The following is a 26012-nucleotide window of genomic DNA, read 5'->3' on the forward strand; positions in this document are numbered from 1 at the left end:
TGGGCCGGTCCGCCACGCTCGTTCCCGCGCTGGTGAGCCTGGCGACGGACCCCACCTGGACCGGAGCTCTTTCCCGCCCGACCGACATCCGTACGGTCGGCACCCGTACGGTCGGCACCCGCGGGGCCGGCACGGCCAGGGGTAACGCCGTCCGGCCGAGGTTGGCCGCCACCGGCACCTTCGGGCCCGCAGCGACCGCCGGCCGGCTCGGCCCGGTTCCGGTCCGCGCCGTCGCCGCCGCCGGCGGCGGAGCCGGTCGTCATCGGGCGGGTGGGCGGCGGCGGGCCTCGAAGGCCCCGGGTTGCTCCGGGTCGTAGAAGGGCACCCGGGTGTGGGTGGCGACCCACAGCTCGGCGCCGATCCACGCGAAAACCCCGGCGAAGATCGACCAGGCGAACGACGGAAGGTCGAGCGTGTCGGTGTCCTGGATCGACAGCAGCACCCCGCCCAGAATGGCAATCTTCAGCGCGTAGGTGCCAAGAGCCGCCGGCAACAGGTGCTGCGGCGCGCGCCGCGCGACCGCGCCAACGGCGAGTTTCGAAATGCTGAAGAACGCCACCACGATGGCCAGACCCACCAGAACGCTCACCACCGCGGTGCCCCCGCGCACCGCGGCGGAAATCCCGACGGCGGGCAATGCGAGCAGCGCGGTGATCAGCACTCCCAGCCGGATCACGCGGGCCGCCGGCACGATCATGCCTTCGCCGACTTCTGTGTGCTGACCAGCAGCGCGAGCAGAGCCGCGAGCCCTACCCCGACAGTGGCGACCAGGATGGGCAGTGGCGAGGCCGAGAACGACGCCGCGACCCCGCCGAAACCGACAAGAGCCGCCCAGAAATACATGAACAGAACCGCCCTCACGTGCGAGTTACCGATCTCCAGCATGCGGTGGTGGAGATGCATCTTGTCGGCCGCGAACGGGGACCGACCCGCCCGGGTCCGCCGGATTACCGCCAGACCCAGATCCAGAAACGGAACCGCAAGCACGGCCAGCGGGATCGCCAGCGGGATCAGGGACGGATAGGACCGGGAGGGTCCAGCGTATCCCCCGTAGGCCACCTGGCCGGTGACGGAGATCATCGACGCGGCGGACAGCAGGCCGATGAGCATCGAACCCGAATCCCCCATGAACAGCCGGGATGGATTGAAGTTGTGCGGCAGGAAGCCGATACACACCCCGGCGGTGACCGCGGCCAGCAGCGCGGCTGGAGACGCGCGGTAGAACCCGTCGATCACCGCGATCTCGTAGGCGAAGTAGAACGTGGCCAGCGACGCGATCGCCGCGACCCCGGCGGCCAGTCCGTCCAGACCGTCGATGAAGTTCATGGCGTTGACCAGCACCACCGTCGCCAGGATCGACAGCGGCACCGCCGTCTCCGGGCCGAGGCTCAGCGTGGTCTCGCTGTCCCGGTTGATCGCGAACGACCACTGGACGCCGAGCAGCACCATGATCCCGGCGGCGGTGAACTGGCCGGCGAGCTTGGTCAGCGAGTCAAGCTCCCACCGGTCGTCGGCGACGCCGAGCAGGCAGATCAGCGTCCCGGCGACCAGCACCGCCCGCGTCTCGGACCAGTCCTGCGAGACGACGGACAGGAACGGCAGCCGGTCGGCCACCTCCAGACCCGCATACAGCCCGGCGAGCATCGCGAGCCCGCCGAGGCGCGGAGTCGGCGTGACGTGCACATCCCGGGCGCGGACCCCGGCGACGGCGCCGATCCGCAGGGCGAACGCCCGGGCCAGCGGGGTGGCCAGGAAGGTCACCGCCGCCGAGACCACGAAGACGAGCAGGTACTCGCGCACCGTTCCGGAATCTCCCACCGCTGGGCATGGACCTGTCGAACATGCGGCCGGCAAACCTTCAGCCCGCCAATGTGGATCTGACGAATGTGCGGGTGGCGAACCCACTCCTGGCGATCACGGATCGAATCGGATCGGATCCGTGATCAGCTCGGATCGGCGCCGGGTGCGGCCTAGGGACGCGGGTAGGCCGGGTACCGGCCGACAAGCGCGGACACCGCTGCGGCGACGTCGCCCGCGGCCCCGGGATCGCGCACCGCCCGGCCGATCAGCGTGGCGATCTCCTTCATCTCGCCCTCGCCCATCCCCTGCGTGGTCACAGCCGGCGTGCCGACCCGGATACCCGAGGAGATCGCGGGCGGCTGCGGATCGAACGGGATCGCGTTCTTGTTCAGCGTGATCCCCGCCGCGTCGCAGCGACCTTCCGCATCCCGCCCGCTGACGCCGAGCTCGCGCAGATCAAGCAGGGCGAGATGGGTATCGGTCCCGCCGCCGACCGGCCGGAAGCCCTCGGCGACCAGCGCCTCGGTCAACGCCTGCGCGTTGGCGACGACCTGGCGGGCGTATCGCGCGTAGTCCGGCGTGGCCGCCTCACGTAGCGCCACCGCCTTCGCCGCCACAGCGTGCATGAGCGGACCGCCCTGGCTGAACGGGAACACCGCCTTGTCGATCCGGCTGGCGAGTTCCTCCCGGGAAAGGATCATCCCGCCGCGGGGGCCGCGCAGCACCTTGTGCGTGGTGAAGCTGACGACGTCCGCGTACGGCACCGGGCTCGGGATCGCGCCGCCGGCGACCAGGCCGATGAAGTGGGCCGCGTCCACCATGAGCCACGCGCCGACCTCGTCGGCGATCGAGCGGAACGCGGCGAAGTCGATCAGTCGCGGATAGGCCGTAGCCCCACAGATGATCATCTTGGGTCGATGCTGGCGGGCCAGGTCGCGGACCTGGTCGTAGTCGATGAGCTCGGTGTCCTCTCGCACGCCGTAGGCCACGACGTCGAACCATTTACCCGAGAAACTCACCTTGCTGCCGTGGGTGAGATGTCCGCCATGAGGCAGCGACATCGCCAGCACCGTATCCCCCGGCGTCAGCAGCGCCGCGTACACCGCGAAGTTCGCCGAGGCACCCGAATGCGGCTGCAAATTGGCGTGTTCCGCGCCGAACAGCTCCGTCGCCCGCGCGATGCCGATCTCCTCGGCCCGGTCCACCACCTGGCATCCGCCATAGTAGCGCCGGCCAGGATATCCCTCGGCGTACTTGTTCGACAGGGTTGAGCCCAGCGCGGCGAGGACCGCGGGTGAGGTGAGGTTCTCGCTCGCGATGAGCTGCAATCCGCCCCGCAGCCGGGCCAGCTCGTCGAGCACCACCTCGGCGATCTCCGGATCGGTGCCGGCAAGCTCGTCGAAGTCGGGGCCCCAGAACGGGGTGCTCATGGCGTCGCTACCTCCCTGTGCTCAGCCGTCCCTGGGCTGCGCCGTGCTCTGGCCATGACGGGCAACTCCCGCTCGACCTCACATCTGGCCCGGGTCTCGTGCCCGCTCGGCGTGCGTACCCTCCGATGCGCGACCAATGCTCCTCCCCTCCCAGCCGCTGCTCCACTCGCCCCACCTCCTGGGCCGGTCCCACTTCCAGCCGGTCCCACCTCCCAGGCCGTCCCACCCGCAGCGACATCCGCGCCGGGATGACACCGGCGCCGCCGCGGAGCCCGGACAGAGCAGGCCGCGGCTCAGGGGGCGGCGGGCTCGCGAACCAGGGGGAGGACCTCACGCAGGGCGTCGAGGCCGATGGCGCCAGCGCGCAGGACGACGGGGAACTCGCCGGTGCAGTCGACGATCGTGGACGGGGTGGCGGCCGCGCACGGCCCGCCGTCCAGGTAGACCTCGGCCGCGCCACCGAGCTGGGCGACCGCATGATCGGCGGTGGCGGCGGGCGGCTGGCCGCTGATGTTCGCACTGGACACGGCCATCGGACCGGTCCGGCCGAGGAGCTCGATGGCCACGGGGTGCAACGGCATGCGGACAGCGACCGTGCCGCGAGCGTCACCCAGATCCCAGCGCAGCGACGGGATGTGCCGGACCACGACCGTGAGCCCACCCGGCCAGAAGGCCTGGATCAGGTCCCGGACCTGCGGAGTCATCCGGTCGATGAGGCCATCCAGGGTGCGCCAGGCACCGATCAGGACGGGGACGGGCATGTCCCGGCCGCGTCCCTTGGCGGCAAGCAGCGAGGCCACCGCCGCCGAGTCGAAGGCGTCCGCGCCCAGCCCGTACAGGGTGTCGGTGGGCAGCACGACGAGCTCGCCGCGGCTGACAGCGGCCACCGCCGCGTCCAGCCCCCGGGCCCGCTCGGCCTCGTCGGAGCAGTCGAAGCGCAGCATCACCCGTCCCTTCCCTCACCCGGCCGGACCATTCTGCCGGGGGCGAACCTGCCGGTGACGAACCGGTCCCGACCGGCCAGGTCGGTGTGATCAGCCACGTCCGTCCAACGCCCGTCGGCCCGCAGCAGCGCCGGCGCGCTCGTACCGTGGCCGTCAGCGTGCTCGACCACCAGCAGCCCACCGGGGCGCAGCAGCCCTGCGGCGAGCCGCACCACCGCGCGCACCACCCGCAGACCGTCCGGGCCACCCCACAGCGCCACCGCGGGGTCGTACGCACCGACCTCCGGTTCGACCGTGGCCCGGTCGGCGTCAGGAAGGTACGGCGGGTTGCTCACCACCAGGTCGACCGCCCCCATGAGCCGGGCGAGCGACGCCGGTGGCTCGGCGGTGACATCCGCCTCGTGCACGCGGACCGGCAGTCCGGTGGAGGTCACGTTACGGCGCAGCCAACCGAGCCCTTCGGGGTCCCGCTCGACCGCGTGCGCCTGGGCCCCCGGCACCTCGGTCGCCAGCGACAACGCGATCGCCCCGCTGCCCGAGCACAGGTCCACACACACCGGCCCGCCGGCGCCCCGTCCCGTCGCCTCGGTTCGCAAGGTGTCGATCGCCCAGCCTACGACGGACTCCGTCTCGGGGCGCGGGATGAACACCCCGGGGCCGACGGCGAGATCCAGGTAGCGGAATCCGGCGATCCCGGTCAGATGCTGCAACGGCTCACGGACGGCCCGGCGGCGCACCAGCGCGTCGAATTCCGCGGCGGCGTGCGCGGGCAGATCCTCCACAAGCACGAGCCGGGCGCGGCCGACGCCGAGGACGAACGCGGCCAGCTGCTCGGCGTCCGCCCGCGGACTCGGCACGCCGGCGGCGGCGAGCCGCTCGGTGGCCGCCGCGATCCGACCCGCCAGCCCTCGCTCGCGCCGCGCGGCCGTGCCCGGTGGCGAGGCTGGGGGCGGTGGCGTCGGCGGGATGGGCGAGGTTCGCGTGACCGTCGGCGAGGCCGGCGCGGGTGTCCCGGGCTCGTGCGTCGCCGGACTGGTCACGAGGCCGGCGCGGACAGCCGGGCCTCGAGGTCGGCGGCGGCGAGGGCGTCGAGCACCTCGTCGAGCTCGCCGTCGAGCACCTGGTCGAGGTTGTGGGCCTTGTAGCCGACCCGGTGGTCGCTGATCCGGTTCTCGGCGAAGTTGTAGGTGCGGATCCGTTCGGACCGGTCGACCGTGCGCACCTGGCTGGCCCGCGCGGCCGACGCCTCGGACTCGGCCTGTTCACGGGCGGCGCTCAGCAGCCGGGCTCGCAGGATCCGCAGCGCCGACTCCTTGTTCTGGAGCTGGCTCTTCTCGTTCTGGCAGGACACCACCAGACCGCTGGGCAGGTGGGTGATGCGCACCGCCGAGTCGGTGGTGTTGACGCTCTGCCCGCCGGGCCCGGAGGAGCGGAACACGTCGATCCGCAGCTCGTTCGGGTCGATCTCGACGTCGACGTCCTCGGCCTCGGGCAACACCAGGACACCCGCGGCGGAGGTGTGGATGCGCCCCGCCGACTCGGTCACCGGCACCCGCTGGACACGGTGCACCCCGCCCTCGAACCGCAGCCGGCCGTACACCCCCGGGCCGGCGTCGCTGCCGCGGGACTTCACCGCCACGCTCACGTCCCGGTAGCCACCCAGGTCGGACGGGTTCGCGTCGAGGATCTCGGCCTTCCAGCCGCGTCGCTCGGCGTACCGCAGGTACATCCGCAGCAGGTCGCCGGCGAACAGCGCCGACTCCTCACCGCCGGCACCGGCCTTGACCTCGAGGATCGCGTCGCGGGCGTCGTCCGGGTCGACCGGGACGAGATATGCCCGCACCCGCTCGTTGAGGCCGGCGAGCTCGGCGTCCAGATCCGCGGCCTCGCCGCGGAAGGACGGGTCCTGGGTCGCGAGCTCCCGGGCGGTCGTCAGGTCGCCGGACACCCGGTCGAGCTCTCGGGCCAGGTCCACGACCGGGGCAAGCTGGGCATAGCGGCGGCTCAGGGCACGGGCTCGCGCGGGATCATTGTGCACCGCCGGATCGGCGAGCTGCCCCTCGATCTCGGCGTGCTCCGCGACGAGTCCGTCGAGCGGGGACGTCATGCTGTCGGTACCTCTTCGCACGTCAGAATGTTCGATGACTCGGTCCCGGCGCGATGTGCGGCTTCGTTGTGTGGCACGGTGCTCGTTGTGTGGCACGGTGCTCGTTGTGTGGCACGGTGCTCGTTGTGCGGCACACGGTGCGGGAGGAACGGGCGGTCCTGGCCGCGCCACCAGCCCGGACCGGGACGCAAACGGCGCCCGCCCGGGGTCCGGACGGGCGCCGATACGTCGCTACTTCGCGCCGCCGACCTTCTCGCCGGGGCGCCGCCGGCCGAACCGGCGCTCGAACTTCTCGACCCGTCCGCCGACGTCCAGGATCTTCTGCTTGCCCGTGTAGAACGGGTGGCACTGCGAGCAGACCTCGGCGTTGACCACGCCGTTCTCCTTGGTGCTGCGGGTGGTGAAGGTGCTCCCGCAGGTACAGGTCACGGTCGTCTCGTGGTAAGTCGGGTGGATATCAGCCTTCATGGCCCCTCGTTTTCCGATGTGGCCGCCGGGTCGCCGTCCACGGTGTGGAGGGCGTGAACCGGAGCCGGTCTACGTGCCAGTCTGCCAGAGCCGAACGCCAAGGCCATGCCGACCGCCAAGGCCATGCCGACCGCCTGTGCGTCCTGCCGCGAGCAACGCCCCCACATCCCCGTGTGTTCCCGTCCACCCACGCCGGCATCCCGCGAGAGCGGCGGCCCGTCGCTTTCGTCCTGGGGCACCCAGCGCATCCGTCACGTGCCGTAGCCGGTCGTCAGGCGAGATCCTCCCAGGCAGGTCGCCGTGGGGGGCAAACGGGACACGAAAACCCCCACTGCGACCTCTGTCGATCTTCTACCCGCACGGCCTTCGAACCGCCGTCGCGGAGCGTGAGCTGGGCAGGCAGGTCAGTCCTGCGGTGGGGCTGTCTTGGAGATCTGCATGAGGAACTCGTAGTTCGTCCGCGTCTGCTTGAGGCGGTCGAGCAGAAGTTCCAGCGCCTGCTGGTTATCCCGGGTGTGCAGCACGCGACGCAGCTTGTGCATGATCGCGAGCTCGTCCGGGGCGAGCAGGATGTCTTCCTTCCGGGTGCTGGAGGCGTCGACGTCGACCGCGGGGAAGATGCGCTTGTCGGCGATCTTACGGTCGAGCTTCAGCTCGGCATTGCCGGTGCCCTTGAACTCCTCGAAGATGACGGTGTCCATGGTCGAACCCGTCTCGACGAGCGCGGTGGCGATGATGGTCAGCGAGCCGCCGTTCTCGATGTTGCGCGCCGCGCCGAGGAAGCGCTTCGGCGGGTACAGCGCCGTCGAGTCGACACCACCGGACAGGATCCGGCCCGACGCGGGCGCGGCCAGGTTGTAGGCGCGGCCGAGCCGGGTGATCGAGTCAAGCAGGACGACGACGTCGTGGCCGAGCTCAACCAGCCGCTTGGCCCGCTCGATGGACAGCTCGGCGACGTTGGTGTGGTCGGCCGGGGGGCGGTCGAAGGTGGAGGCGATGACCTCGCCCTTCACCGACCGCTGCATGTCCGTGACCTCTTCGGGCCGCTCGTCGACGAGAACGACCATGAGGTGGACCTCAGGGTTGTTGGTCGTGATCGCGTTGGCGATCGACTGGAGCACCATCGTCTTGCCGGCCTTCGGCGGGCTGACGATGAGCGCGCGCTGCCCCTTGCCCACCGGCATGACCAGGTCGATGACCCGAGTGGTCAGCAGATGCGGCTCGGTCTCCAGGCGCAGCCGATCCTGCGGGTAGAGCGGGGTGAGCTTGGTGAACTCCGGTCGACCGCGGGCCTCCTCGGGCTCCATCCCGTTGATGGTGTCGAGGCGGACGAGCGCGTTGTACTTGTCGCGGCGCTGCTCGCCCTCCTGCGGGGCCCGCACGACGCCGGTGATGGCGTCACCGCGGCGCAGGCCGTTGCGGCGCACCTGGGCGAGGCTGACGTAGACGTCGGTCGGCCCGGTCAGGTAGCCACTGGTCCGCACGAACGCGTAGTTGTCCAGGACATCCAGGATGCCGGCGACCGGAACGAGGACGTCGTCCTCGCGCACCAACGGCTCGTTTTCCACCGGGCCCGTCTGGCCGCCACGACCGCGGTTGCGGCCACGCTCACGGAAACGGCCCCGCCGGCTGCGACCGTTGAAATCGTCGTCGCTCTGGCTGCCCTGGCCGGCACGGTCGTTCTGGCCGGCACGATCGTTCTGACCCGCACGATCGTTCTGACCCGCACGATCGTTCTGACCCGCACGATCGTTCTGACCCGCACGGTCGTTCTGACCCGCACGGTCGGACCGACTGGGGCGGTCCCCAGACTGCCGGTCAGACCGGTCAGCACGATCACTGGGCTGACGATCGCCACGGTCGGCCCGCTCACTGCGGTCAGGACGGTCACTGCGGTCAGGACGGTCACTGCGGTCAGCACGGTCACCGGACTGGCGCTCGGCGCGGTCCCCGCCGGAACGACGGTCGGTGCCCTGACGCTCGTTGCCCCGCTCGCCGCTGTCGCCGCTGGACCGGGAGCCCTCACTCGAACGGCCCTCACCTGAACGGCCGTTGTCGGCGGAACGGTCCCGGCGGTCCTCGCGGGTCCGCGGGCCACCGTCGCTCTGGCGGCCGCCCGCGGGCGGGGTCTGCACGGGCGCCGCGGTGGCCTGGGCCGCACCCGACGGCCCCGCGGTACCGACGCCGGTCACGGCCGTGGGGGATGTGGTCGACGCGGGCGGGGCTGTCACGGCCGGAGTCGAACGCGCCTCGGCCGAGGCGTCGCCGCCGGACTCGGGCAGGGTCGGCTGCTCGGCCGCCGGGCTCGCCGCCGCACGGGAGGCACCACGGCGGGTGCGGGTGCGGGTCAGGGTGGCACCTGCGGCGGCATCCGCGCCGCGCCGCGCGGCGGGCGCGGGCGGGGCGCTGGCGGCACCGGCCGGGGCGGAAGCTGCGCCGGACAGCGCGGACGTGGCCGACGCCGCAACCGCCTCGGCGCCCTCCGACGCGGGCGCCACCGATCCGCCTGTGCTCTCGCTCTGGAGATTCTGGATCGCGGCGATGAGCTGCCCCTTGCGCAGCCGGCCGACCCCCGGGATCCCCATCGACTGCGCCATGGCCTGCAACTCAGGAAGCAGCATCGCCGAAAGGCCGGTGCCCTGCCGGCGCCGGCGGGTCACGCTCGCGCTCGCCGCCTCGGCAGCCCGGGCAGCGGAGTTCGCCCCCGCGCTGCCGCCGTCGTCCTCCGTGGTGGCGGGCGCGGTGGTGCGGGTGTCTGCGGCCGAGGCGACGGCCGTCGGCCCGCTCTCGTGGGGCGATGCAGGCGCCGCGTGCGCCGCAGACTCACGTGCGCTCTGTGGCAGCACGTTGGTGGTGTCGCTCAAGGTTTTCCTTCCCTGAAGGAACTGGCTCGACAGACGAGCCGGGCGTAGCGTGTGAACTTTCTTCGCCTGCACAGATGCCGGGTGAAGGGATGTACAGCACCGGATGGGCGAAAGTAGCGCCCGTCTACGGCGCCAGCGGCCGACTGCCGCGAGCGAACTCGCCGATCCCGCCCAGGTGTGCCGGTGTGGAGCCGAGGCAACGACGACGAGGCCGATACACCGGAGTCCCGAACCACGGTCCACCTGGCGAAGCCAGAGCGACACTGCGGGAGCGAGCACGCGCCGCGGTGGCAGCGGGTGCAGTCACCAGACTATCCAGCTGCGGACACCCCGGCAACAACCTTGAGGCGTCAGGACTTCCCGATGTGACACATAACCGGGCTCGGCGGGACGTCCGTACGATCGGATGCCCGAACGCTCACCGCCCATTATGCATGATCATCATTCCTTGCGCACCTCGATAACCTCGGCTCCTCTGCGGTCGACAGCGAGCGGCAGCACCGAGAACCCGCTGGTCACGACATCGGCGGCCAGCACCGCCTGCTGCCTGCCCACCGCCAGTGCCAGCACCGAAGGTCCGGATCCCGACAGGGTCGCGGCGATGCCGAGGTCCCGCAGCCGGCCGACCAGCTCCCCGGCGGCCCCGGCAGTGGGTAGCCGGTAGGGCTGGTGCAGAAAGTCCTCGGTGGCCTGGAGCAGCACCGATGCCCGCGTGTCAGCAGCCGCGGGTTCCGCCGCCGACATCGCGAGCGCAAGCAGCGCGGCCCGGCCGACCGTGCGGGCCGCGTCGGCGAGCGGGACCCGCCCCGGCAGCGCCCCGCGGGACGCCTCGGTCGACTGGCGCAGCGCCGGGACGAACACCACCGGCCGGACCTGCTCGAACGGCTCCACCCGCAGACAGTCCGCACCGTGCGAGCCCGACCAGGCCACGGTGAAACCGCCGGCCAGCGCGGCGGCGACGTTGTCCGGATGGCCCTCGATCTCGTCCGCCAGCCGCAGCATCCAGCCGGCGGCGGCATCACCAGGGCCGGCCGCCTCACCCGACCTGGCGAGCGGGTCGTCGGCGCCGCACAGGGCAGCGGCGGCGGCGATGCCGGCGACGATCGCCGCGGCCGACGAGCCGAGTCCCCGCCCGTGCGGAATCCGGTTGACGCAGCGCAACGCGAGGCCCGGCTGCGGCCGGCCGAGCACGTCGAAGGCGGCGCGGATCGCCCGCACCACCAGATGTGTCTCGTCCTGGGCCACGGCATCCGCGCCGACGACCTCCACGGTCAGACCGGTGGTGGTCAGTTCCACGTCGACCTCGTCGTGCAGGCCGAGAGCGAGCCCGAAGGCGTCGAAGCCGGGCCCAAGGTTCGCGCTGGTCGCGGGCACCCTGACCCGCACCCGCCCGGGCAGGCCACGCCCGCCGGCCGCATCGGCCACGCCCGCGCGGGACGTCACGAGGTGGGCAGCCCGAGCGCCTCGGCCGCGCCGGCGACGGTCGGTCGGATCGTCTCCGGCCGCGCCGCCCCGCTGATCGCCCAGTCGGGATCCTTCAGACCGTTGCCGGTGACCGTGCACACGACCCGTGACCCGGACTCGATCCGGCCGTCAGCTCGCGCCATCAGCAGACCGGCGATGCTGGCGGCGCTGGACGGCTCGACGAACACGCCCTCCCGGTGCGCGAGCAACCGGTAGGCGGAAAGGATCTGCCGGTCGTTGACGGCGTCGATGAGGCCGCCGGAGGAGTCCCGCGCATCGACGGCGAACTCCCAGGATGCCGGGTTGCCGATCCGGATCGCCGTGGCGATCGTCTGCGGTGCGGCCACCACTTCGCCGCGCACGATGGGTGCCGCACCCGCGGCCTGGAACCCGCACATCCGGGGCCGGCCGGACCCGGTGAGCGCGTCCTGCTCGGTGTAACCCCGCCAGTAGGCGGTGATGTTGCCGGCGTTGCCGACCGGCAGGCAGTGCACGTCGGGCGCCCGCCCGAGCGCATCGATGATCTCGAACGACGCCGTCTTCTGCCCCTCGATGCGAAACGGGTTCACCGAGTTGACCAGGGTCACCGGGGAGGTGTCGGCGAGTCCGCGGGCGACCTGCAGACAGTCGTCGAACGAGCCGTCAAGCTGCAGCAGCCGCGCGCCGTGCACGAGCGCCTGGGCAAGCTTACCCAGAGCGATCTTGCCGCTGGGGACGAGCACCGCACAGGTGATGCCGGCCCGGGCGGCATACGCGGCGGCCGACGCCGAGGTGTTGCCGGTGGACGCGCAGATCACCGCCTGCGAGCCCGCGCCGACGGCGAGGCTCAGCGCCACCGTCATCCCCCGGTCCTTGAACGAACCGGTCGGATTGGCCCCTTCGACCTTGAGATGAACCTCACATCCGGTCAGCTCGGAGAGATGGGGTGCTGGCACCAATGGGGTACCGCCCTCCAGCAGGGTGATCACCGGAGTGTCCGCATGAACCGGCAACCGGTCGCGGTACTCCTCGATGACGCCCCGCCAGGGCCGGAACGACCCCAGCCCTCCCACAGGCGGCCCAGCCCCTCCGGACGGCCCAGCGTCCGCGGACGTCGGGACGCCGCTCGACGACCCACTTCCCGCAGGCGGCACGGCCTGCGCGGACGGCCCGAGCGCGGACGCTCCACCTGTGGTGGACGACACATCGACCGTGGACGACGTGATCACGGCTCACCTCCCTCGACCCGCAGCACCCCGGACACCGCCCGCACCTCGGCGAGGCCACGCAGCTCCTCGACGGTGGCGGACAGCGCCGCGTCCGGCGCCGCATGCGTCACCAGGACCAGGCTCGCGTCGTCGCCGCGGCCTTCCTGACGGACGCTTCTGATGGACACATCGTGACGCGCGAAGGCACCGGCGACCGCCGCGAGCACGCCGGTCTTGTCGGTGACGTCGAGGTTCACGTGGTACCTCGTCACGGTACGGCCCATCGGCAGCACGGGCAGGGCCGCGTAGGACGACTCACCTGGGCCGCTCCGTCCGGCGATGCGGTTGCGCGCGACCGCGACCACGTCACCGAGCACGGCCGACGCTGTCGGCGCGCCACCGGCGCCCTGGCCGTAGAACATCAGCTGCCCCGCCGCCTCCGCCTCGACGAACACGGCGTTGAACGCCTCGCGCACCCCGGCCAGCGGGTGCGTGCGCGGGATCATCGCCGGATGGACGCGGACGCTGATCCCCTCGGACTGCGCCGAGCGCTCGGCGACGGCCAGCGCCTTCACGGTGCACCCGAGCTCCCGGGCGCTGGCGATGTCGGCGGCGGTGACGTCCCCGATGCCCTGGCGGTAGACGTCGTCGATCGTCACCGGGGTGTGAAAGGCCAGTTGGGCCATGATCGCGGCCTTGGCGGCGGCGTCGAAGCCGTCGATGTCGGCGGACGGATCGGCTTCGGCGTACCCGAGCGCACCGGCCTCGGCGAGCGCCTCGGAGAACGACGCACCGGTCTCGTCCATCCGGGTGAGCACGAAGTTGGTGGTGCCGTTGACGATTCCGAGCACCCGGCGGACTCGGTCGCCGGCCAGGCTCTCGCGCAGCGGCCGGATCAGCGGGATCGCCCCACCGACGGCCGCCTCGTAGTAGAGGTCGGTGCCGCCGGCGGCGGCCGCGTCGTGCAGCAGGGCGCCGTGCGAGGCCAGCAGGGCCTTGTTCGCCGTCACCACGGGTTTACCGGCGTTCAGGGCGGCGAGCATCCACGCGCGGGCCGGCTCCACCCCACCGACGACCTCGATGACCAGGTCGACGTCGTCGCGGGCGACGAGCGCGGCGGCATCCCCGGTGAGCAGCGCGGGGTCGACCTCGGGGTCGCGGACCCGCTCGGGCCGGCGCACCGCGATGCCGACCAGGCGCAACGGCTCACCGACCCGGGCGGCCAGATCGTCCGCGCTGGTGCGCAGCAACCGGACGATCTCGGTGCCGACCACGCCGCAGCCGAGCAGAGCGAGGTTCATCGTCCCGCCCCAGAGCCGGCCGAGTTCGCCGCGGGCGCCGAACTGCCCGCGGGCGGCGAGGCGCCCGCATGCCCCACATTCACCTGATTCCCCGAATTCGCCGAGTTCGCCGTGCCCGCGAAGTCCGCCTCCGCGGTCGAGGCCACCGTAGTCGTCAGGTCCGACAACTCGGCCGGATCGACGTCGAGGCGGAGCAGGTCGTCCTCGGTCTCCCTGCGGACGATCACCCGGGCGGACCCGTCACGCACGGCGATGACCGGCGGGCGGGGCACATGGTTGTAGTTGCTCGCCATCGACCGGTGGTAAGCGCCGCTGGCGGGCACGGCCACGAGGTCACCGGGGCGCACATCGTCCGGCAGCGCGACGTCGTGCGCGACGACGTCGCCGGACTCACAGTGCCGCCCCACCAGGGTGACGACATGCGTGCTCGGCGCGCCGGGCCGGGAGACCAGGCGAGCGGTGTAGCGGGCGTCGTAGAGGGAGGTTCGGATGTTGTCGCTCATCCCGCCGTCGACGCTGACGAAGGTGCGCAGGCCGGGCAGCTCCTTGACCGTGCCGACCTCGTAGAGCGTCACCGTCGTCGAGCCGATCAGCGCCCGGCCAGGCTCCACGCCGAGCCGCGGGACGGCCAGACCCGCGGCGGCGCATTCCTTGCCGACGACGGCAAGAAGCCGCTCGGCGAACTCGTCCACCTCGAGTGGGGCGTCCTCGCTGGTGTAGGCGATGCCGAGGCCGCCACCGAGGTCGAGCTCGGGTAGTTCGAGGCCGTGGTCGTCGCGGATGCGGGCGAGCAGGCCGACCATGCGGTGCGCGGCCAGGCCGAAGCCGGCAGTGTCGAAGATCTGCGAGCCGATGTGGGCGTGCAGGCCGACGAGCTCAAGGCTCTCGGTGGCCAGCACTCGGGCCACCGCCTCGGCCGCCGACCCGTCGGCGAGCGAGAACCCGAACTTCTGGTCCTCCTGACCCGTGGAAATATAGCTATGGGTATGCGCTTCAACGCCTGGAGTGACGCGGACGAGCACCCGCTGACGCACCCCCGCCTCAGCGGCGAGAGCGGCGAGACGGTCGATCTCGACGAAGCTGTCGAGGACGATCCGCCCGACCCGATAGTCCAGCGCCGCCCGCAGCTCGCCGACCGACTTGTTGTTGCCATGAAAGATCAGCCGCTCGGCCGGGAATCCCACTGAACGCGCCACGGCCAGTTCGCCACCGGTGCACACGTCAAGGCACAGGCCCTCGTCCTCGACCCAGCGGGCGACGGCCCGACACAGAAACGCCTTGCCCGCGTAATAAACATCACAGTCGGCGAACGCCCGGTGCCAGGCCGCGGCACGCGCACGGAAGTCGGCCTCGTCCAGCACGAATGCCGGCGTGCCGAACTCGGCGGCAAGCATGTCCGCCCGCACCCCGCCGACGCGCAGCACCCCGTCCGGGTCAATCCGGGCCGTGGCCGGCCAGAGGTTCTCCTCCAGGCCGGCCGCCGGCCCCGCCACGGTGGTGGGTTCGGTCTCGCTCATCTCGTCTCCGCCAACCTTGCCGAGCCGGCCGTCCATACCCGGCCTGGGTTCCTGACGCACGCGCCTCACATCCGATCGGGGGCACTCACGCCGAGCAGCGCGAGGCCGTTCGCGAGCACCACCTGCGTGGCCGCGGCCAGCAGCAGCCGGGCGCCGGTGAGTGGGCCGGCCGGTTCGTCCCCCTGCGGGAGTACCCGGCAGGCGTCGTAGAACCGGTGGTAAATCCCGGCGAGTTCCTCGAGGTACCGCGCCACCCGGTGCGGACCGCGCAGGCTCGCCGCCGCGTCGACGACCCGCGGGAACTCCCCGAGGGACCGCAGCAGGTCGACCTCGCGCGAGTGGTTCAGCAACGCCACGTCCGCGCCCTCGGGAGACAGCACGAGCCCGAGCGCCTCGGCGTTGCGCAGCAGCGAACTGATCCGGGCGTGCGCGTACTGCACGTAGAAGACCGGGTTGTCGCTGGTCTGCCGGGAGATCAGGTCCAGGTCGAGCTCTAGGGACGAGTCGTGCGACACCCGCACCAGCGAATAGCGCGCCGCGTCGACCCCGACCGCGTCGACCAGGTCGTGCAGGGTGAGGAACGTCCCGGCCCGCTTGGACATCTTCACCGGCTCACCGCCGCGGGTCAGCGACACCATCTGCCCGATGATGACCTCGAGGTTGACCTCCGGATCATCCCCGAAACAGGCCGCGATCGCCTTCAGTCGGCCGATGTAGCCGTGATGGTCGGCACCGAGCAGGTAGACGGCCTTGTCGAAACCTCGGCCCCGCTTGTCGCGGTAGTAGGCGGCATCGGCACAGAAGTACGTCCCCTGGCCGTCGCTCTTGACGAGAACCCGGTCCTTGTCGTCGCCGAAGTCGGTGGTGCGCAGCCAGACCGCGCCGTCAGCGTCGAAGACATGGCCCTGCGCCCGCAGATCGTCGACGGCCTTCGCCAGCCCACCGGCGTCGTGCAGCGCCTTCTCGGACGCCCACGTGTCGAAGTGGACGCCGAAGCCCTCCAGGGTGCTACGAATCTCGGTCAGCATCAGCGTGAGGCCATGGTGGGCGGCGACGGCGAGCGCCTCGTCCGGCGGCAGCTCGAGCAGGTCCGGCCGCTCGGCGAGCACCGCTGTCGCGATCTCCGCCACGTACGCCCCATGGTAGCCGTCCGCCGGGATCTCCCGCCCCGCCGCCGCTGCCAGCACCGACGCACCGAACCGGGCGATCTGCACCCCGGCATCGTTGACGTAGTACTCCCCGCCCACCGCGTACCCGGCCGCGGTGAGGATGCGCACCAACGCGTCCCCCACCGCCGCCCAGCGCGCCGAGGCGAGCGTGACCGGCCCGGTCGGGTTCGCGCTGACGAACTCCAGGTTGATCCGCACGTCCCGCGGCTTCGGCGCATGACCGTACTCGGCGCCCGCCCGCAGCACCCGGCGGGCCACCTCGCCCAGCGCCGCCCCGGCCAGCGTGACGTTCAGGAACCCCGGCCCCGCGATGTCGACCCGCGCGACGCCGTCGGTGGCCGCAAGCCTGCCGGCCAGCACCTCGGCGACCGCGCGGGGCGCTCGTCTGGCGGCCTTGGCGAGCTGAAGTGCCACGGGCGTGGCGTAGTCCCCGTGGTCGGGGTTCTTCGGTCGCTCCACCGTGACAGTGGTCGGCACCGGCACGTCCAGGTCGCCGTCGGCCACCGCGCGGCCAATGGCCGCCACGATGGCGTCAGCGAGATCGGCAGGGGTCATGCCGCGATGCTATCGGCGCGCCGACACCGCATGGCCGGCGCGACGCCAGCGGACACTTCAGACGGTCTGACCCTCGGCGAGCTTCTGAACCACCGTGATGAGCTCGTCCGGGTCGAACGGCTTGGTGAGGTAGTAGTCCACGCCGATCCGCGAACCACGGCGGACGTCGGCCTCCTGCGCCCGGGCGGTCAGCATGATCAGCTTGATTCCGGCCGTGGCCGGGTCCTCACGCAGCTGCGCGGCCACGTCCCAGCCGTCCATCCGGGGCATCATGATGTCCAGAGTGATCACATGGGGAGCCACCTCACGCACCACCTCCAGCGCGTCGACACCGTCGACGGCCGTGTGCACCTCGAATCCTTCCAACTCGAGGTTGACAACCACTAGCTGACGGATCACCGCGTCGTCATCGACAACGAGGACCCTGGGGGCGGCGGCGTACACACCCGGCAGCTTACGGCCCACCCGGACACGCGACCCACGGTTCCCACCTGGTAACGTGTGATCCGTCAGCCCCGAGCCCCCGTAGCTCAGGGGATAGAGCACCGCCCTCCGGAGGCGGGTGCGCAGGTTCGAATCCTGCCGGGGGCACGCGCCGGGATTCCATGCTCGCCGCTTTTGGCGGCTTCGGATCGGCCGCGATGTTGCCCGGGGGGCCTAGCCCCCCGGACCCCCGAGTTCCTGGGTCCGGTTACCGGGGCACGCCGGGACTCCACGCTCGCCGCGGGATTGCATGCTCGCCGCTTTTGGCGGCTTCGGCGTTGCCCGGGGCCCGGGGCTTTTCTCGCGGATCATGATGGTCCATCACAGCAGACCGGCTGGTTCTGCCCGATCCCCGGTCGGGCTCGGACCACGTCCGACGTCCTCGGCGGCACACGCACCGTCCGGCATACCGCGTGGCCGGTGGCGCATGATGCCCCTGCCGTCACCGTCAGCTCCGGTCGTGACGACCAGCGAGCCCTCTCCCCAGCACCGACCCGCCACCGCCTCCCCGCCGCTGCGCGTGACGACGGATCGGCCCCGGAAAACCTTCATGTCGCTTCTACAGGGTTACGAAGGGACAAAACAGGCAGCAAACCCGGTAGAAGCGACATCCCTGCCCATCAGCAACGCCACCACCCCCGAAAAACATCACGGACAGCGAGATTCGCTGGGTGCAACGGCTGAGGTGGGTGTCGGGGATGGCGCCGGTGTGTTGGTCGGCGTTGGGCTGCAGGCCGGCGAGTTCGACCGATAGCCAGCCGGAACATCCGCGAACGCCGCCAAGGGCCGCCCGGGCCGGTCAGATGGGTGTTGACGCGGGCACGCAGTCCTTCGACGTCGTGTCGGACTTGTTCAGCGGTCTCCTACGCCCGGGTCGTCGTCCGCGAACAGCTCGCCGCCCGCGGCCATCCCCTGTCCTGAAACGGTGCCCGGTTCGGCCGACATCCGGGCTTTGTACGCTCGCCACCATGGGTGTGGGTGACGAGGCGGCCGGGACCAGTGCGCGGACCGTCGCCGCGCCGGAACTGCTGATCGTCGCCGACAGCGTCGCGTGGCGGGCCTGGCTCGACGTGAACGAGGACGTCTCCGACGGCGTCTGGCTGGTCCTGGCCAAGAAGGGCACCACGTCGCCGACGTCGTTGCGCTACGACCTCGCACTCGAGGAGGCGCTGTGCAGCGGCTGGATCGACGGGCAGAAGAAGAGCCTGGACGCCGCCACCTTCCAGCAGCGCTTCACCCCGCGCCGTAAGGCCTCACTGTGGTCGGAGCGCAACACCGTCCTGGTGGCGCGACTGATCGAACAGGGCCGGATGCGGCCCCGGGGGCAGGCCGAGATCGAGCGCGCGAAGGCGGACGGGCGCTGGGACCGGGCCTACCCGGGGGCGGCGAAGGCCCAGATCCCCGACGACCTGGCGGCCGCGCTGGCGGCGTCCCCAACGGCCGGCTCGGCGTTCGCCGCGCTGAACGGCGCCGATCGCTACTCCGTCCTGCACCGCCTGCTGACGGCATCGAACCCGGCGACCCGCGCCACCCGGCTGACAGCCCTGCTCGCGACGCTGGAAAGCGGTGGGCCTGTCTCACCGCGGTGATGGCCAGTAGCTCAAGATCTGTACAGTTCGGGAATGATCGCGCAGCTGACGGAGGCCAGATGGCTCTGCGAGACGCTCGGCGAGATCTTCTGCCTCACCTTCGTCCGTGGAGTCGATGCCGCTGAGGTACTCCGCCGGATGGGCGGCTACCCGGACACCTTCACCGAGCTGAGCCCCGAGGAGATCTTCGAGCGGCAGACCTCGTACCTCGCCGGCTACCCGCGGATCGCCGGTGCCGTCGAGCTGGCCGGGTGGACCGTGGTCCTCGAACCTAACGGGTTCGCCGGGGTCGGAACGCTCCTGGCCGCCGTCTCCCAGGGCACCGAGGCGGTGGCCGTGCTTCGCCACGACTACGCCTACCCGCGCTTCGCCTACGCCGTCGACGGGACGGTACTGACGGCCTTCGACCCCGGCCGGATCGACGAGGTGACGGGAACCGGGACCGGTCGGCTCGGCGCCCACCTCGAGCAGGTCAGACGTGCCCCCGTCGATCAGAGCCCGGACGGCGGCGGAGCCGCACGCGATGCCACCCGCGCCGTTGTGCTCGCCGGTCTCGTCACGGGTGTCCTGCCGCCGCCGAACGCCCTGTCCGGCCCCATGCTGACGGCCCAGTTCGAGCCGTGGTTCACCAGCGCCGCGCCAGAGGACGGCGGCCTGTCGATGAGCGTGGCGGTGCGTGACCCGCAGCAGGTCGCCCTTCTGATCGACGCCGTCTCCGCCGCCTCGCCGGCCGCGAAACGCGCCACGGCGGTCGCCGAGGTCTGGCGCATCGCCGATCATCTCGGCGTCGCCGGTACACCCGGCCTCCGCAAGGCACTCGCCGACGCGGAGGCCGGCCGTTTCCACCGGATCACAGCGTCGTCCCCGCTCGGTCTGGAGGTACGCGCCTGGCTGCGGCGTGCGTCGACGGCGAGTGGGTCACGCAACGATCCGACGGCCCCGTGGATGACGGAAGCCGAACGCCTTCGCAGCAACCTGTTCGGCTGGCTGGCCCAAGCCCTGCGCGGCGCGCTGTACCCGGATCCGGACGTCGCCGTGCGAACAGCGCTCTACGCCCTGGGCGTGAGCCTGCCCGCCCTGTCCGATCCACAGGCCTACGCCGCCGCGCTGTCCCATCTCCGCTCCTCGCTGTCGGCGGATGGTTGTCCGGCTTGATGGGCCATCTGGCGCTCGATCTCGGTGACAGCGCCGTGGCTCACGCGCACTGCCTGACGGCGTGGCAGCTCGCCTCGGAGTCCGGCGACACGAGGCTGGGCGCGTGGGTCCGAGGAACACAGGCGATGATCGCCTTCTACGCGGGTGACGCAGCGGACGCGCTTCGCTATGCCTTGGCCGGTCTGGACATCGCCCCGCGGAATTCCTTCATCCAGACTCGACTCCTCGCGCAGCAGGGACGAGCCCACGCGCGTCTGGGCGACGCCGACGGGGTCAGCGTCGCGTTCGCCCGCGCGGAGGACTCCTTCGAGTCGGTGACGGAGAAGGCGTCGCACAGCATCTTCTCCTTCACGGGAAAGGACGAGACAGAGGAGGGCAGGATCGGGATTCCCCTCTGGGGTTCAACCGTGCTTTGAAACGGCATCGCCTCCAAGCTGCCACATTTCATAGTTCCCACATTCTGCCGTGATCTCGGCCGCCGCCTGAGCCGCGGTGAAGAAGTCGTCGACCACAGGCGAGATGTGCGATGCCGCCACCGCGAGGCACACCTGGTCGGGCGCCAAATCCGGGACGGGGACATAGACGACGTCCGGACGTGAGTAGAACACGGTCGCCGAACGGGCCAGGAACGAGATGCCCCGGCCAGCCGCGACATGCTCGAGCGTTTCGTCCACCCCACGCACCAGGTACCCGGCGTTAGGGTGCGGGCGCCTGGTGGGCTGCGTGCTCGTGTCGGCATGCCAGACCAGCGGCTCGCCGGCCAGGTCGGCCTCGGTGATCTGCTCCTTGCCGGCCAATCGGTGGCTGACGGGCAGCACCGCCACCCGCGGCTCGGTGTACAGCGGGGTGACGCGCAGGCCGGCCTCGTCGATGGGCAGCCGCACATAGCCGACGTCGATGCGGCCGTCGAGCAGCATCGTGGCCTGGTCGTCCCATTCAATCCGCTGCACGTCCACGATCACGCTCGGGTGCCAGGTGGCGAACTGCCGTACCGCCGGGGTGACCGCGATGCCTGCCCGGAAGCCGACCATGAGCCGCTGGCTGCCCCGTGCGGCCACGGTCACCCGGCGGCGGGCCGCGTGCGCGGAGGCCAGCAGCGGGCCAGCGTCGGTCAGCAGCTGCCTGCCGGCGTCGGTCAGCACCACGCCGTGGCTGTCCCTTGTCAGCAGCGGGGTGCCGAGATCCTGTTCCAGCGCGCGGATCTGCCGGCTGAGTACCGGTTGCGCGATGTGCAGCTCATCGGCAGCGCGGCCGAAGTGCAGCTTGTCGGCGACGGCGACGAAGTAGCGCAACTTGCGCAGGTCCAGATCCATGGAGCCTCCCGGTCCGGCGATGCCTCCAGGGTATCGCCGCGGCTCAAAGAGGTCTTGGACACCCATTCAGGCCGATGGCAACCTCGAAATTGAAGCGCCGTCCAGGCGTGTCATTCGACGGCGCCGGCGACACAACCGTTGACAACGACGGGGTGGGCATGCCGTCCTATCCAACTCCAGAAAGCGGCACACCATGAGCAGCAGCATCAGCATCATCGGCGTGGGGGGCATGACCCGCGCCATAGGCGCCCGCGCGGTCGAGGGCGGCAACGCCGTCGAGGTCATCGGCCGCGACGCGGCCAAGGCCAGGGACCTGGCCGCCGCGCTCGGCGGCGGCGCCACGCGCGCCCGCTGGATGCCGGCGGCCTGGAGGTGGCGCGCTGGCTGGAAGGGGTGGGCCTGGTGATGATCAGCCTGGCCCGCCATGGCGTGGGGAACTTCGACTTCTCTCTCGGCGTCAACCTTTCCGGCTGAGCGCACCCCACCACGTTCTCTCGTCACATCACGTCAGTCGATCTACGGGACGAGAAGAACAGCCCCTCCACTTACCCTTACAAAAGGAGCAGTAGTGCGCGTATTCGTTGCTGGCGGGACCGGCCATTCCGGTTCGTACATCATCCCCGAGCTCATTGCCGCCGGGCACGAGGTCACCGGCCTGGCCCGGTCGGACACGGCTGCGGCGGCGGTGTCCGCGCTCGGGGCGAAGGTGCGTCGTGGCGACCTCCAGGATCTCGACGGGCTCAAGGAGGCGGCCGCGGATTCCGACGGCGTCATCCACGTCGCGCACAGGCAGGACCTGCTGCCGTCCGGCGGGATCGACGCCGTGGCCGCCGCGGAGCTCCCGATCATGCTCGCGTACGGTGAGGCACTCACGGAAACCGGAAAGCCGCTGGTCGTGGCGGGGAGCATCGGCTCGCCCGGGAACCTGGGCCGGCCGGCCACCGAGGAGGACCCGGCCCTACCCGGCGGCGATGAGTACAAGGGCACCCTGCGGGTTCGTAACGTCGTGGAAACCGCCGCAGTCGGCCTCGCCGAGCGGGGGGTGCGGTCCTCGGTCGTGCGGATTGCCAACATCGCGCACAGCACGACCGATCGTGCCGGCTTCCTCGTGCAGCTGATCGGGCTCGCGAAGGAGAAGGGCTTCGTCGGCTACCCTGGAGAAGGCACGAACCTGTGGAACGCCGTGCACGTCCGCGATGTCGCCTCCTTGTTCCGCTTGGCGCTGGAGAAGGGGCCGGCTGGCAAATATTGGCACGCGGTTGGGGACGGGGCCATCCCGCTCCGCGAGATCGCCGAGGCCATTGGCAGCCGGCTGGGCCTCCCCGCCGTGAGCATTCCCGCCGACGTACTGATGGTGCCGGGATACTTTGGGTTCCTCGCGAACATAGTCACGCAGAACTACCCGGCGTCCAACCTCATCACCCGCCGGACCCTCGGCTGGGAACCCGCTCAGCCCAGCCTGCTCGCCGGTTTGGACAACGGCCATTACTTCTCCGCCAGCTGACGACAAGGAACCCGATGACGACTGTGGGATTCATCGGAAGCGGCAACATCGGCATTACAGTCGCGCGGCTCGCGATCGACGCCGGGCACCAGGTCGTGCTCAGCAACTCGCGCGGTCCCGAACCGCTCGCGGACACAGCCGCGGAACTGGGGCCCCGAGCGTCCGCGGCGACGAGCGGGGAGGCCGCGGCGGCCGGTGACATCGTCGTGGTCGCGGTGCCGGTCAAGTCCTTCCCCAACCTGCCCGCCGCGCCACTGGCCGGGAAAACGGTCATCGACACGTGCAACTACGGCGCCGAACGTGACGGGCACATCCCCGAGCTCGACAGCAAGTCGCTCACCTCAAGCGAGCTGTTGCTGCGGTACATCCCAGACGCCATGCTCGTGAAAGCGTTCAATAACATCTTCTTCAAGCACCTGCTGTCACTCGCCCGCCCGGCGGGGGCGGCCGACCGCTCGTTCCTGCCGATCGCCGGGGACTCCGCGCGGGCGAAGGCGGCGGTGACCGAGTTCATCGAATCCATCGGGTACAGCGTGGCGGACACGGGACGGCTGGCCGATAGCTGGCGGCAGGCGACGGGCACCCCGGTGTGGGGGACCCCGTACGGGCCGTACTCGAACGAGAAGGGACAGCCGGTCGGCGAGTACGCCATCCGCGCGGCACTGGCCACCGCAGCGCGGTAACCGCAAGTTGGCGCGGGCCGCGGTATGGTCCGAGCGTGTGATGGCGATCGACCTGCGCCTCGGACTGGCTGACGACGTAGACGATCATTGGACCACCCTGTTACGAGGCAACGGGTCGACTCGATGCCCTTGCTGCGTTCCGCCGACCTCGCCGTGACGGCGTGCTGCGCGCGAGTGAGGTCTCAGGTGTCAACGTTGGCCGTGACCCGTGGTCGGTCTACGACGGTGACCCCGACGGGCAGTGCCGACGCGATGGCCACCACTCTGCTGGATGCTCACCACGCCGCGTGCGCCGCCCGCCAAGCCCGGCAGAACACGCTGACCCCGAGGTACTCGCCGAGATCCGTCACCACTACCTCGGCGCGCTCGCCCGCGGCGACACCGACGACCAAGGCCGGCGCGGCCCACTGGCGAACGACGCCCGGCGTGTCATAGCGCCGGGCGGTATCAACGTCCCAGATCTCCTCCTGCCGCACGGTGCCAGCGATTGCCCCGGGCATGGGCGCTGTCCATCGGTTTTGACGCCGGTCGATAGGCGGTGACGGACACTGGCCGCTTCAGGCCGAACGCTTGGCGATGAACACGAACTCACGCCCCGGGCGGTCCGGTGCCTCCCGCACGTCGAGGACTCTGTAACCGTTGGCGACCAGGCTTGATTCGACCTCGCCCCGGCCGCGGAACCGCAGGGTCGAGTCCGAGGTGACGACCACGCCGCCGGTCAGGAACCGGTAGGTATATCGGAAGGAGACGAACGGAAGGCTGACGTCGGTGACCTCCTGACGTCGTTCCACCAGGCCGATGTCCGCGACGTCGAGCGTGACCGGATCGACATCCACCGCCCATTCCTCCCAGGCGTGACGTTCGGGGCGCCTGGTCTCGAAAACGAGATGGCCGCCTGGGCGAAGGGCGGTGTGGATCCCCTGGAGGGCCCGGTCCCAGTCGTCGTCGGTGAGAAAGACCTGGGCCACGTTCCCGGTCATCGTCGCCAGGTCCGCGTCGAGCGCCGGCAGTGCCGCGGCATCACCCCGGATCCAGCGGACCTTTCCCGCCCGGTCCTTCGACCTCGCGACCCTGAGTGACTCCTCGGCCGGGTCGACACCCACGACCGTGCAGCCGCTTCCAGCGAGCAGGACCGCCAAGGAGCCGGTTCCGCAACCGACATCGAGTACAACACGCGCGGTCAGCTCGGCGGCGGTCGCGAGGTAGGCGACCAGGTCCTCGCGGTCTCCATCGAAGGCGTCGTAGACGCGCACGAGGAGAGGGTGGGCAAAGATCGGATCCGGCATCCAGGGACCCTACCCACGCCGGAGCGGAATGCGCCCTGAACGTGTTCCTTCGATCGCGGCGCTGGCCCCGGGCAGGGCAGGTGGGACGCGCCGCAACGAAGACTGAATGGCGGCCGTGATCGGATTCGTACCGGCCGGCGACCTCTTCCTGGAGGCGAAGGCCGATGTCAGGCGGTGTACGCCGTTGTTCGACAACCTCCGCGCCGTGGCTCTTGGGGCCGGTATCTCATTGTGATCATGGGGTGGTGCGGGTGAGGCCTCTGGTCCAGGTCATGGTGGCGAGGCAGGTGGAGGCCAGCGAGACTCGCGGTCGCGATCAGGGTCCGGTAGGGAACCACGCAAGCCCCGACCATCACAATCCGCGACGGCTAAAGGGGGCATCGGGTGGCGATGATCCTTTGTTGATCCTTCTGGGGGGACGAATCGGACACGGACCCCCCCGAAGGATACAAAGATCGACTTGGCGCGACGAACCCTCCCCATTTCGGCTACTGATCGTGACCTACGGGAGGTCGGGAGGGTCGGGGCGGCGGTGATCCGGGTCAGAGCTCCCCAGGGCTGTGATCACAACCGGACACGCGCCCTAGCCCCGATGACTTAAGAACGGTCCCGGTAGACCTCACGCCGATGGCCGATTTCCACCAGGGTCACGATGAGCACATCGTCCCGAACCTCGTAGAGCACCCGGTAGACACCCACACGGACCCGGTAGCCGGGCCGGCCAGTCAACGGGAGGCACCCATGCGGCCGGGGGTCCTCGGCCAACCCGATCAGGAGCCGTTCGACGCGCCGCCGAACATCCACAGGCAGCTTGCGAAGTTGCCGCAATGCCAACGGGCGCAACTCGACCTTGTAGACCACCTGCTACAGCTCAGGAGGCCAACAGGTCGGTGTCGCCGAACTCGGCCAGCACCGCTTCCAACGGAATGTTATCGCCCGGCTCGGCCAGGGACGCATCCCAAGCAGCCCGGTCGGCCTCCTGCTCGTCGTCGGGGTACTCCACATCCCACAGCGGGACGGCAGGCCCCTCCCCCATCCGCCCCTCGGGAACGGTCGGCTCACCCATCCTCCAAGCGTACGCGGCACTGCCCTCCACTGGCGCCCTCCCAACAGCGACATGTGATCTATCCGGAAGGACACGGCCGGTCGCCGTATCCCTGGACATCCCTACGACGAGATTCCGCATTCGTTCA

At 70.8% G+C, this 26012-nt stretch carries 23 protein-coding genes, 1 tRNA gene and 2 pseudogenes; 8 read left to right on the forward strand and 18 right to left on the reverse strand.

From position 1 onward, the window contains the following. Nucleotides 1-259: 259 nt before the first annotated feature. The 14 genes from MXD95_RS09735 to MXD95_RS09800 form a co-directional block, all read right to left on the reverse strand. On the reverse strand, nucleotides 260-697 hold the full coding sequence (locus MXD95_RS09735; protein WP_250640235.1) for a Cg1360 family ATP-synthase-associated protein: 438 nt from the start codon (nucleotides 695-697) through the stop codon (nucleotides 260-262). Further along, complete coding sequence (locus MXD95_RS09740; RefSeq protein WP_250640236.1) at nucleotides 694-1800, reverse strand: MraY family glycosyltransferase; 1107 nt, start codon at nucleotides 1798-1800, stop codon at nucleotides 694-696. Before MXD95_RS09740 ends, MXD95_RS09735 begins: the two co-directional genes overlap by 4 nt. Before the next feature lie 170 nt (nucleotides 1801-1970). Next, nucleotides 1971-3230: a serine hydroxymethyltransferase gene (glyA, locus tag MXD95_RS09745; RefSeq protein ID WP_250640237.1), complete on the reverse strand. Its 1260-nt coding sequence runs from the start codon at nucleotides 3228-3230 to the stop codon at nucleotides 1971-1973. Nucleotides 3231-3523: 293 nt separating this feature from the next. Further along, the gene (locus tag MXD95_RS09750) at nucleotides 3524-4174 is read right to left on the reverse strand and encodes an L-threonylcarbamoyladenylate synthase (protein WP_250640238.1); all 651 of its coding nucleotides are present in this window, start codon (nucleotides 4172-4174) and stop codon (nucleotides 3524-3526) included. Beyond that, a complete protein-coding gene (gene prmC / locus MXD95_RS09755) occupies nucleotides 4174-5214 on the reverse strand; it encodes a peptide chain release factor N(5)-glutamine methyltransferase (protein WP_374122000.1) in 1041 nt (346 codons plus the stop codon). The genes MXD95_RS09750 and prmC overlap by 1 nt, the downstream gene beginning before the upstream one ends. Continuing rightward, the gene (gene prfA / locus MXD95_RS09760) at nucleotides 5211-6281 is read right to left on the reverse strand and encodes a peptide chain release factor 1 (protein ID WP_250640239.1); all 1071 of its coding nucleotides are present in this window, start codon (nucleotides 6279-6281) and stop codon (nucleotides 5211-5213) included. Before prfA ends, prmC begins: the two co-directional genes overlap by 4 nt. Nucleotides 6282-6512: 231 nt before the next feature. After that, nucleotides 6513-6749 carry a 50S ribosomal protein L31 gene (gene rpmE, locus MXD95_RS09765; protein WP_009742199.1) on the reverse strand — a complete coding sequence of 79 codons (237 nt, stop codon included), beginning with the start codon at nucleotides 6747-6749 and terminating at the stop codon, nucleotides 6513-6515. Nucleotides 6750-7153: 404 nt separating this feature from the next. Next, nucleotides 7154-9613, reverse strand: coding sequence for a transcription termination factor Rho (gene rho / locus MXD95_RS09770; RefSeq protein WP_250640240.1), 2460 nt, complete (start codon nucleotides 9611-9613; stop codon nucleotides 7154-7156). 441 nt (nucleotides 9614-10054) lie between these two features. Further along, the gene (gene thrB / locus MXD95_RS09775) at nucleotides 10055-11056 is read right to left on the reverse strand and encodes a homoserine kinase (RefSeq protein WP_250640241.1); all 1002 of its coding nucleotides are present in this window, start codon (nucleotides 11054-11056) and stop codon (nucleotides 10055-10057) included. After that, nucleotides 11053-12129 (reverse strand): threonine synthase, encoded by a 1077-nt coding sequence (gene thrC, locus MXD95_RS09780; RefSeq protein WP_250640242.1) that lies wholly within the window; start codon nucleotides 12127-12129, stop codon nucleotides 11053-11055. The genes thrB and thrC overlap by 4 nt, the downstream gene beginning before the upstream one ends. A 152-nt stretch (nucleotides 12130-12281) precedes the next feature. After that, nucleotides 12282-13565 carry a homoserine dehydrogenase gene (locus MXD95_RS09785; protein ID WP_250640244.1) on the reverse strand — a complete coding sequence of 428 codons (1284 nt, stop codon included), beginning with the start codon at nucleotides 13563-13565 and terminating at the stop codon, nucleotides 12282-12284. Then, on the reverse strand, nucleotides 13562-15082 hold the full coding sequence (gene lysA / locus MXD95_RS09790; protein ID WP_250640245.1) for a diaminopimelate decarboxylase: 1521 nt from the start codon (nucleotides 15080-15082) through the stop codon (nucleotides 13562-13564). The genes MXD95_RS09785 and lysA overlap by 4 nt, the downstream gene beginning before the upstream one ends. A gap of 65 nt (nucleotides 15083-15147) precedes the next feature. Then, nucleotides 15148-16806 (reverse strand): arginine--tRNA ligase, encoded by a 1659-nt coding sequence (gene argS, locus MXD95_RS09795; RefSeq protein WP_250640246.1) that lies wholly within the window; start codon nucleotides 16804-16806, stop codon nucleotides 15148-15150. 57 nt (nucleotides 16807-16863) lie between these two features. Continuing rightward, on the reverse strand, nucleotides 16864-17250 hold the full coding sequence (locus MXD95_RS09800; RefSeq protein ID WP_308301472.1) for a response regulator transcription factor: 387 nt from the start codon (nucleotides 17248-17250) through the stop codon (nucleotides 16864-16866). A gap of 75 nt (nucleotides 17251-17325) precedes the next feature. Between MXD95_RS09800 and MXD95_RS09805 the strand changes: the two genes are divergently transcribed. From MXD95_RS09805 to MXD95_RS09820, 4 genes and pseudogenes are all read left to right on the forward strand, one after another. Continuing rightward, nucleotides 17326-17397: transfer RNA gene (locus MXD95_RS09805), tRNA-Arg, on the forward strand. 860 nt (nucleotides 17398-18257) lie between these two features. Continuing rightward, nucleotides 18258-18878 (forward strand): YdeI/OmpD-associated family protein, encoded by a 621-nt coding sequence (locus MXD95_RS09810; RefSeq protein WP_250640248.1) that lies wholly within the window; start codon nucleotides 18258-18260, stop codon nucleotides 18876-18878. A gap of 33 nt (nucleotides 18879-18911) precedes the next feature. Beyond that, nucleotides 18912-19433: pseudogene (locus MXD95_RS29585) on the forward strand (DUF6461 domain-containing protein); the annotation flags it as partial. A 386-nt stretch (nucleotides 19434-19819) separates the two neighbouring features. Further along, nucleotides 19820-20449: an NsdA family TPR-like regulatory protein gene (locus MXD95_RS09820; RefSeq protein ID WP_480024037.1), complete on the forward strand. Its 630-nt coding sequence runs from the start codon at nucleotides 19820-19822 to the stop codon at nucleotides 20447-20449. Here the strand turns inward: MXD95_RS09820 and MXD95_RS09825 are convergent. Next, on the reverse strand, nucleotides 20435-21346 hold the full coding sequence (locus tag MXD95_RS09825; protein ID WP_250640251.1) for a LysR family transcriptional regulator: 912 nt from the start codon (nucleotides 21344-21346) through the stop codon (nucleotides 20435-20437). The genes MXD95_RS09820 and MXD95_RS09825 overlap by 15 nt on opposite strands. Before the next feature lie 193 nt (nucleotides 21347-21539). Here MXD95_RS09825 and MXD95_RS09830 point away from each other — a divergent pair, with 193 nt between their 5' ends. From MXD95_RS09830 to MXD95_RS09845, 4 genes and pseudogenes are all read left to right on the forward strand, one after another. Beyond that, nucleotides 21540-21752: an NAD(P)-binding domain-containing protein gene (locus tag MXD95_RS09830; RefSeq protein ID WP_250640252.1), complete on the forward strand. Its 213-nt coding sequence runs from the start codon at nucleotides 21540-21542 to the stop codon at nucleotides 21750-21752. Nucleotides 21753-21914: 162 nt separating this feature from the next. Then, nucleotides 21915-22850 (forward strand): SDR family oxidoreductase, encoded by a 936-nt coding sequence (locus MXD95_RS09835; protein ID WP_250640253.1) that lies wholly within the window; start codon nucleotides 21915-21917, stop codon nucleotides 22848-22850. Nucleotides 22851-22864: 14 nt separating this feature from the next. Beyond that, a complete protein-coding gene (locus MXD95_RS09840) occupies nucleotides 22865-23533 on the forward strand; it encodes an NADPH-dependent F420 reductase (RefSeq protein WP_250640254.1) in 669 nt (222 codons plus the stop codon). A gap of 185 nt (nucleotides 23534-23718) precedes the next feature. After that, nucleotides 23719-23967: pseudogene (locus MXD95_RS09845) on the forward strand (IS66-like element ISFsp10 family transposase); the annotation flags it as partial. 123 nt (nucleotides 23968-24090) lie between these two features. On the opposite strand, the gene MXD95_RS09850 reads toward MXD95_RS09845, so the two are convergent. From MXD95_RS09850 to MXD95_RS09860, 3 genes are all read right to left on the reverse strand, one after another. Next, nucleotides 24091-24819 carry a class I SAM-dependent methyltransferase gene (locus MXD95_RS09850; RefSeq protein WP_250640255.1) on the reverse strand — a complete coding sequence of 243 codons (729 nt, stop codon included), beginning with the start codon at nucleotides 24817-24819 and terminating at the stop codon, nucleotides 24091-24093. A 597-nt stretch (nucleotides 24820-25416) separates the two neighbouring features. Further along, entirely contained in the window at nucleotides 25417-25680 is a 264-nt protein-coding gene (locus MXD95_RS09855) for a type II toxin-antitoxin system RelE family toxin (protein ID WP_250640256.1), read from the reverse strand. A gap of 10 nt (nucleotides 25681-25690) precedes the next feature. After that, nucleotides 25691-25885, reverse strand: a complete 195-nt coding sequence (locus tag MXD95_RS09860; RefSeq protein WP_250640257.1) for a hypothetical protein — start codon at nucleotides 25883-25885, stop codon at nucleotides 25691-25693. Nucleotides 25886-26012 lie beyond the last annotated feature (127 nt).

The organism is Frankia sp. AiPa1 (assembly GCF_023243075.1).
In the GTDB taxonomy this organism is placed as follows: Bacteria; Actinomycetota; Actinomycetes; order Frankiales; family Frankiaceae; genus Frankia.

Bases quoted from the DNA above. Each gene is read 5' to 3' on its own strand.
- MXD95_RS09735 (WP_250640235.1), bottom strand. From the start codon at position 697: ATGATCGTGCCGGCGGCCCGCGTGATCCGGCTGGGAGTGCTGATCACC.
- glyA (WP_250640237.1), bottom strand. From the start codon at position 3,230: ATGAGCACCCCGTTCTGGGGCCCCGACTTCGACGAGCTTGCCGGCACC.
- MXD95_RS09750 (WP_250640238.1), bottom strand. From the start codon at position 4,174: ATGCTGCGCTTCGACTGCTCCGACGAGGCCGAGCGGGCCCGGGGGCTG.
- prfA (WP_250640239.1), bottom strand. From the start codon at position 6,281: ATGACGTCCCCGCTCGACGGACTCGTCGCGGAGCACGCCGAGATCGAG.
- rpmE (WP_009742199.1), bottom strand. From the start codon at position 6,749: ATGAAGGCTGATATCCACCCGACTTACCACGAGACGACCGTGACCTGT.
- MXD95_RS09785 (WP_250640244.1), bottom strand. From the start codon at position 13,565: ATGAACCTCGCTCTGCTCGGCTGCGGCGTGGTCGGCACCGAGATCGTC.
- lysA (WP_250640245.1), bottom strand. From the start codon at position 15,082: ATGAGCGAGACCGAACCCACCACCGTGGCGGGGCCGGCGGCCGGCCTG.
- argS (WP_250640246.1), bottom strand. From the start codon at position 16,806: ATGACCCCTGCCGATCTCGCTGACGCCATCGTGGCGGCCATTGGCCGC.
- MXD95_RS09810 (WP_250640248.1), top strand. From the start codon at position 18,258: ATGGGTGTGGGTGACGAGGCGGCCGGGACCAGTGCGCGGACCGTCGCC.
- MXD95_RS09825 (WP_250640251.1), bottom strand. From the start codon at position 21,346: ATGGATCTGGACCTGCGCAAGTTGCGCTACTTCGTCGCCGTCGCCGAC.
- MXD95_RS09830 (WP_250640252.1), top strand. From the start codon at position 21,540: ATGAGCAGCAGCATCAGCATCATCGGCGTGGGGGGCATGACCCGCGCC.
- MXD95_RS09840 (WP_250640254.1), top strand. From the start codon at position 22,865: ATGACGACTGTGGGATTCATCGGAAGCGGCAACATCGGCATTACAGTC.
- MXD95_RS09850 (WP_250640255.1), bottom strand. From the start codon at position 24,819: ATGCCGGATCCGATCTTTGCCCACCCTCTCCTCGTGCGCGTCTACGAC.
- MXD95_RS09860 (WP_250640257.1), bottom strand. From the start codon at position 25,885: ATGGGTGAGCCGACCGTTCCCGAGGGGCGGATGGGGGAGGGGCCTGCC.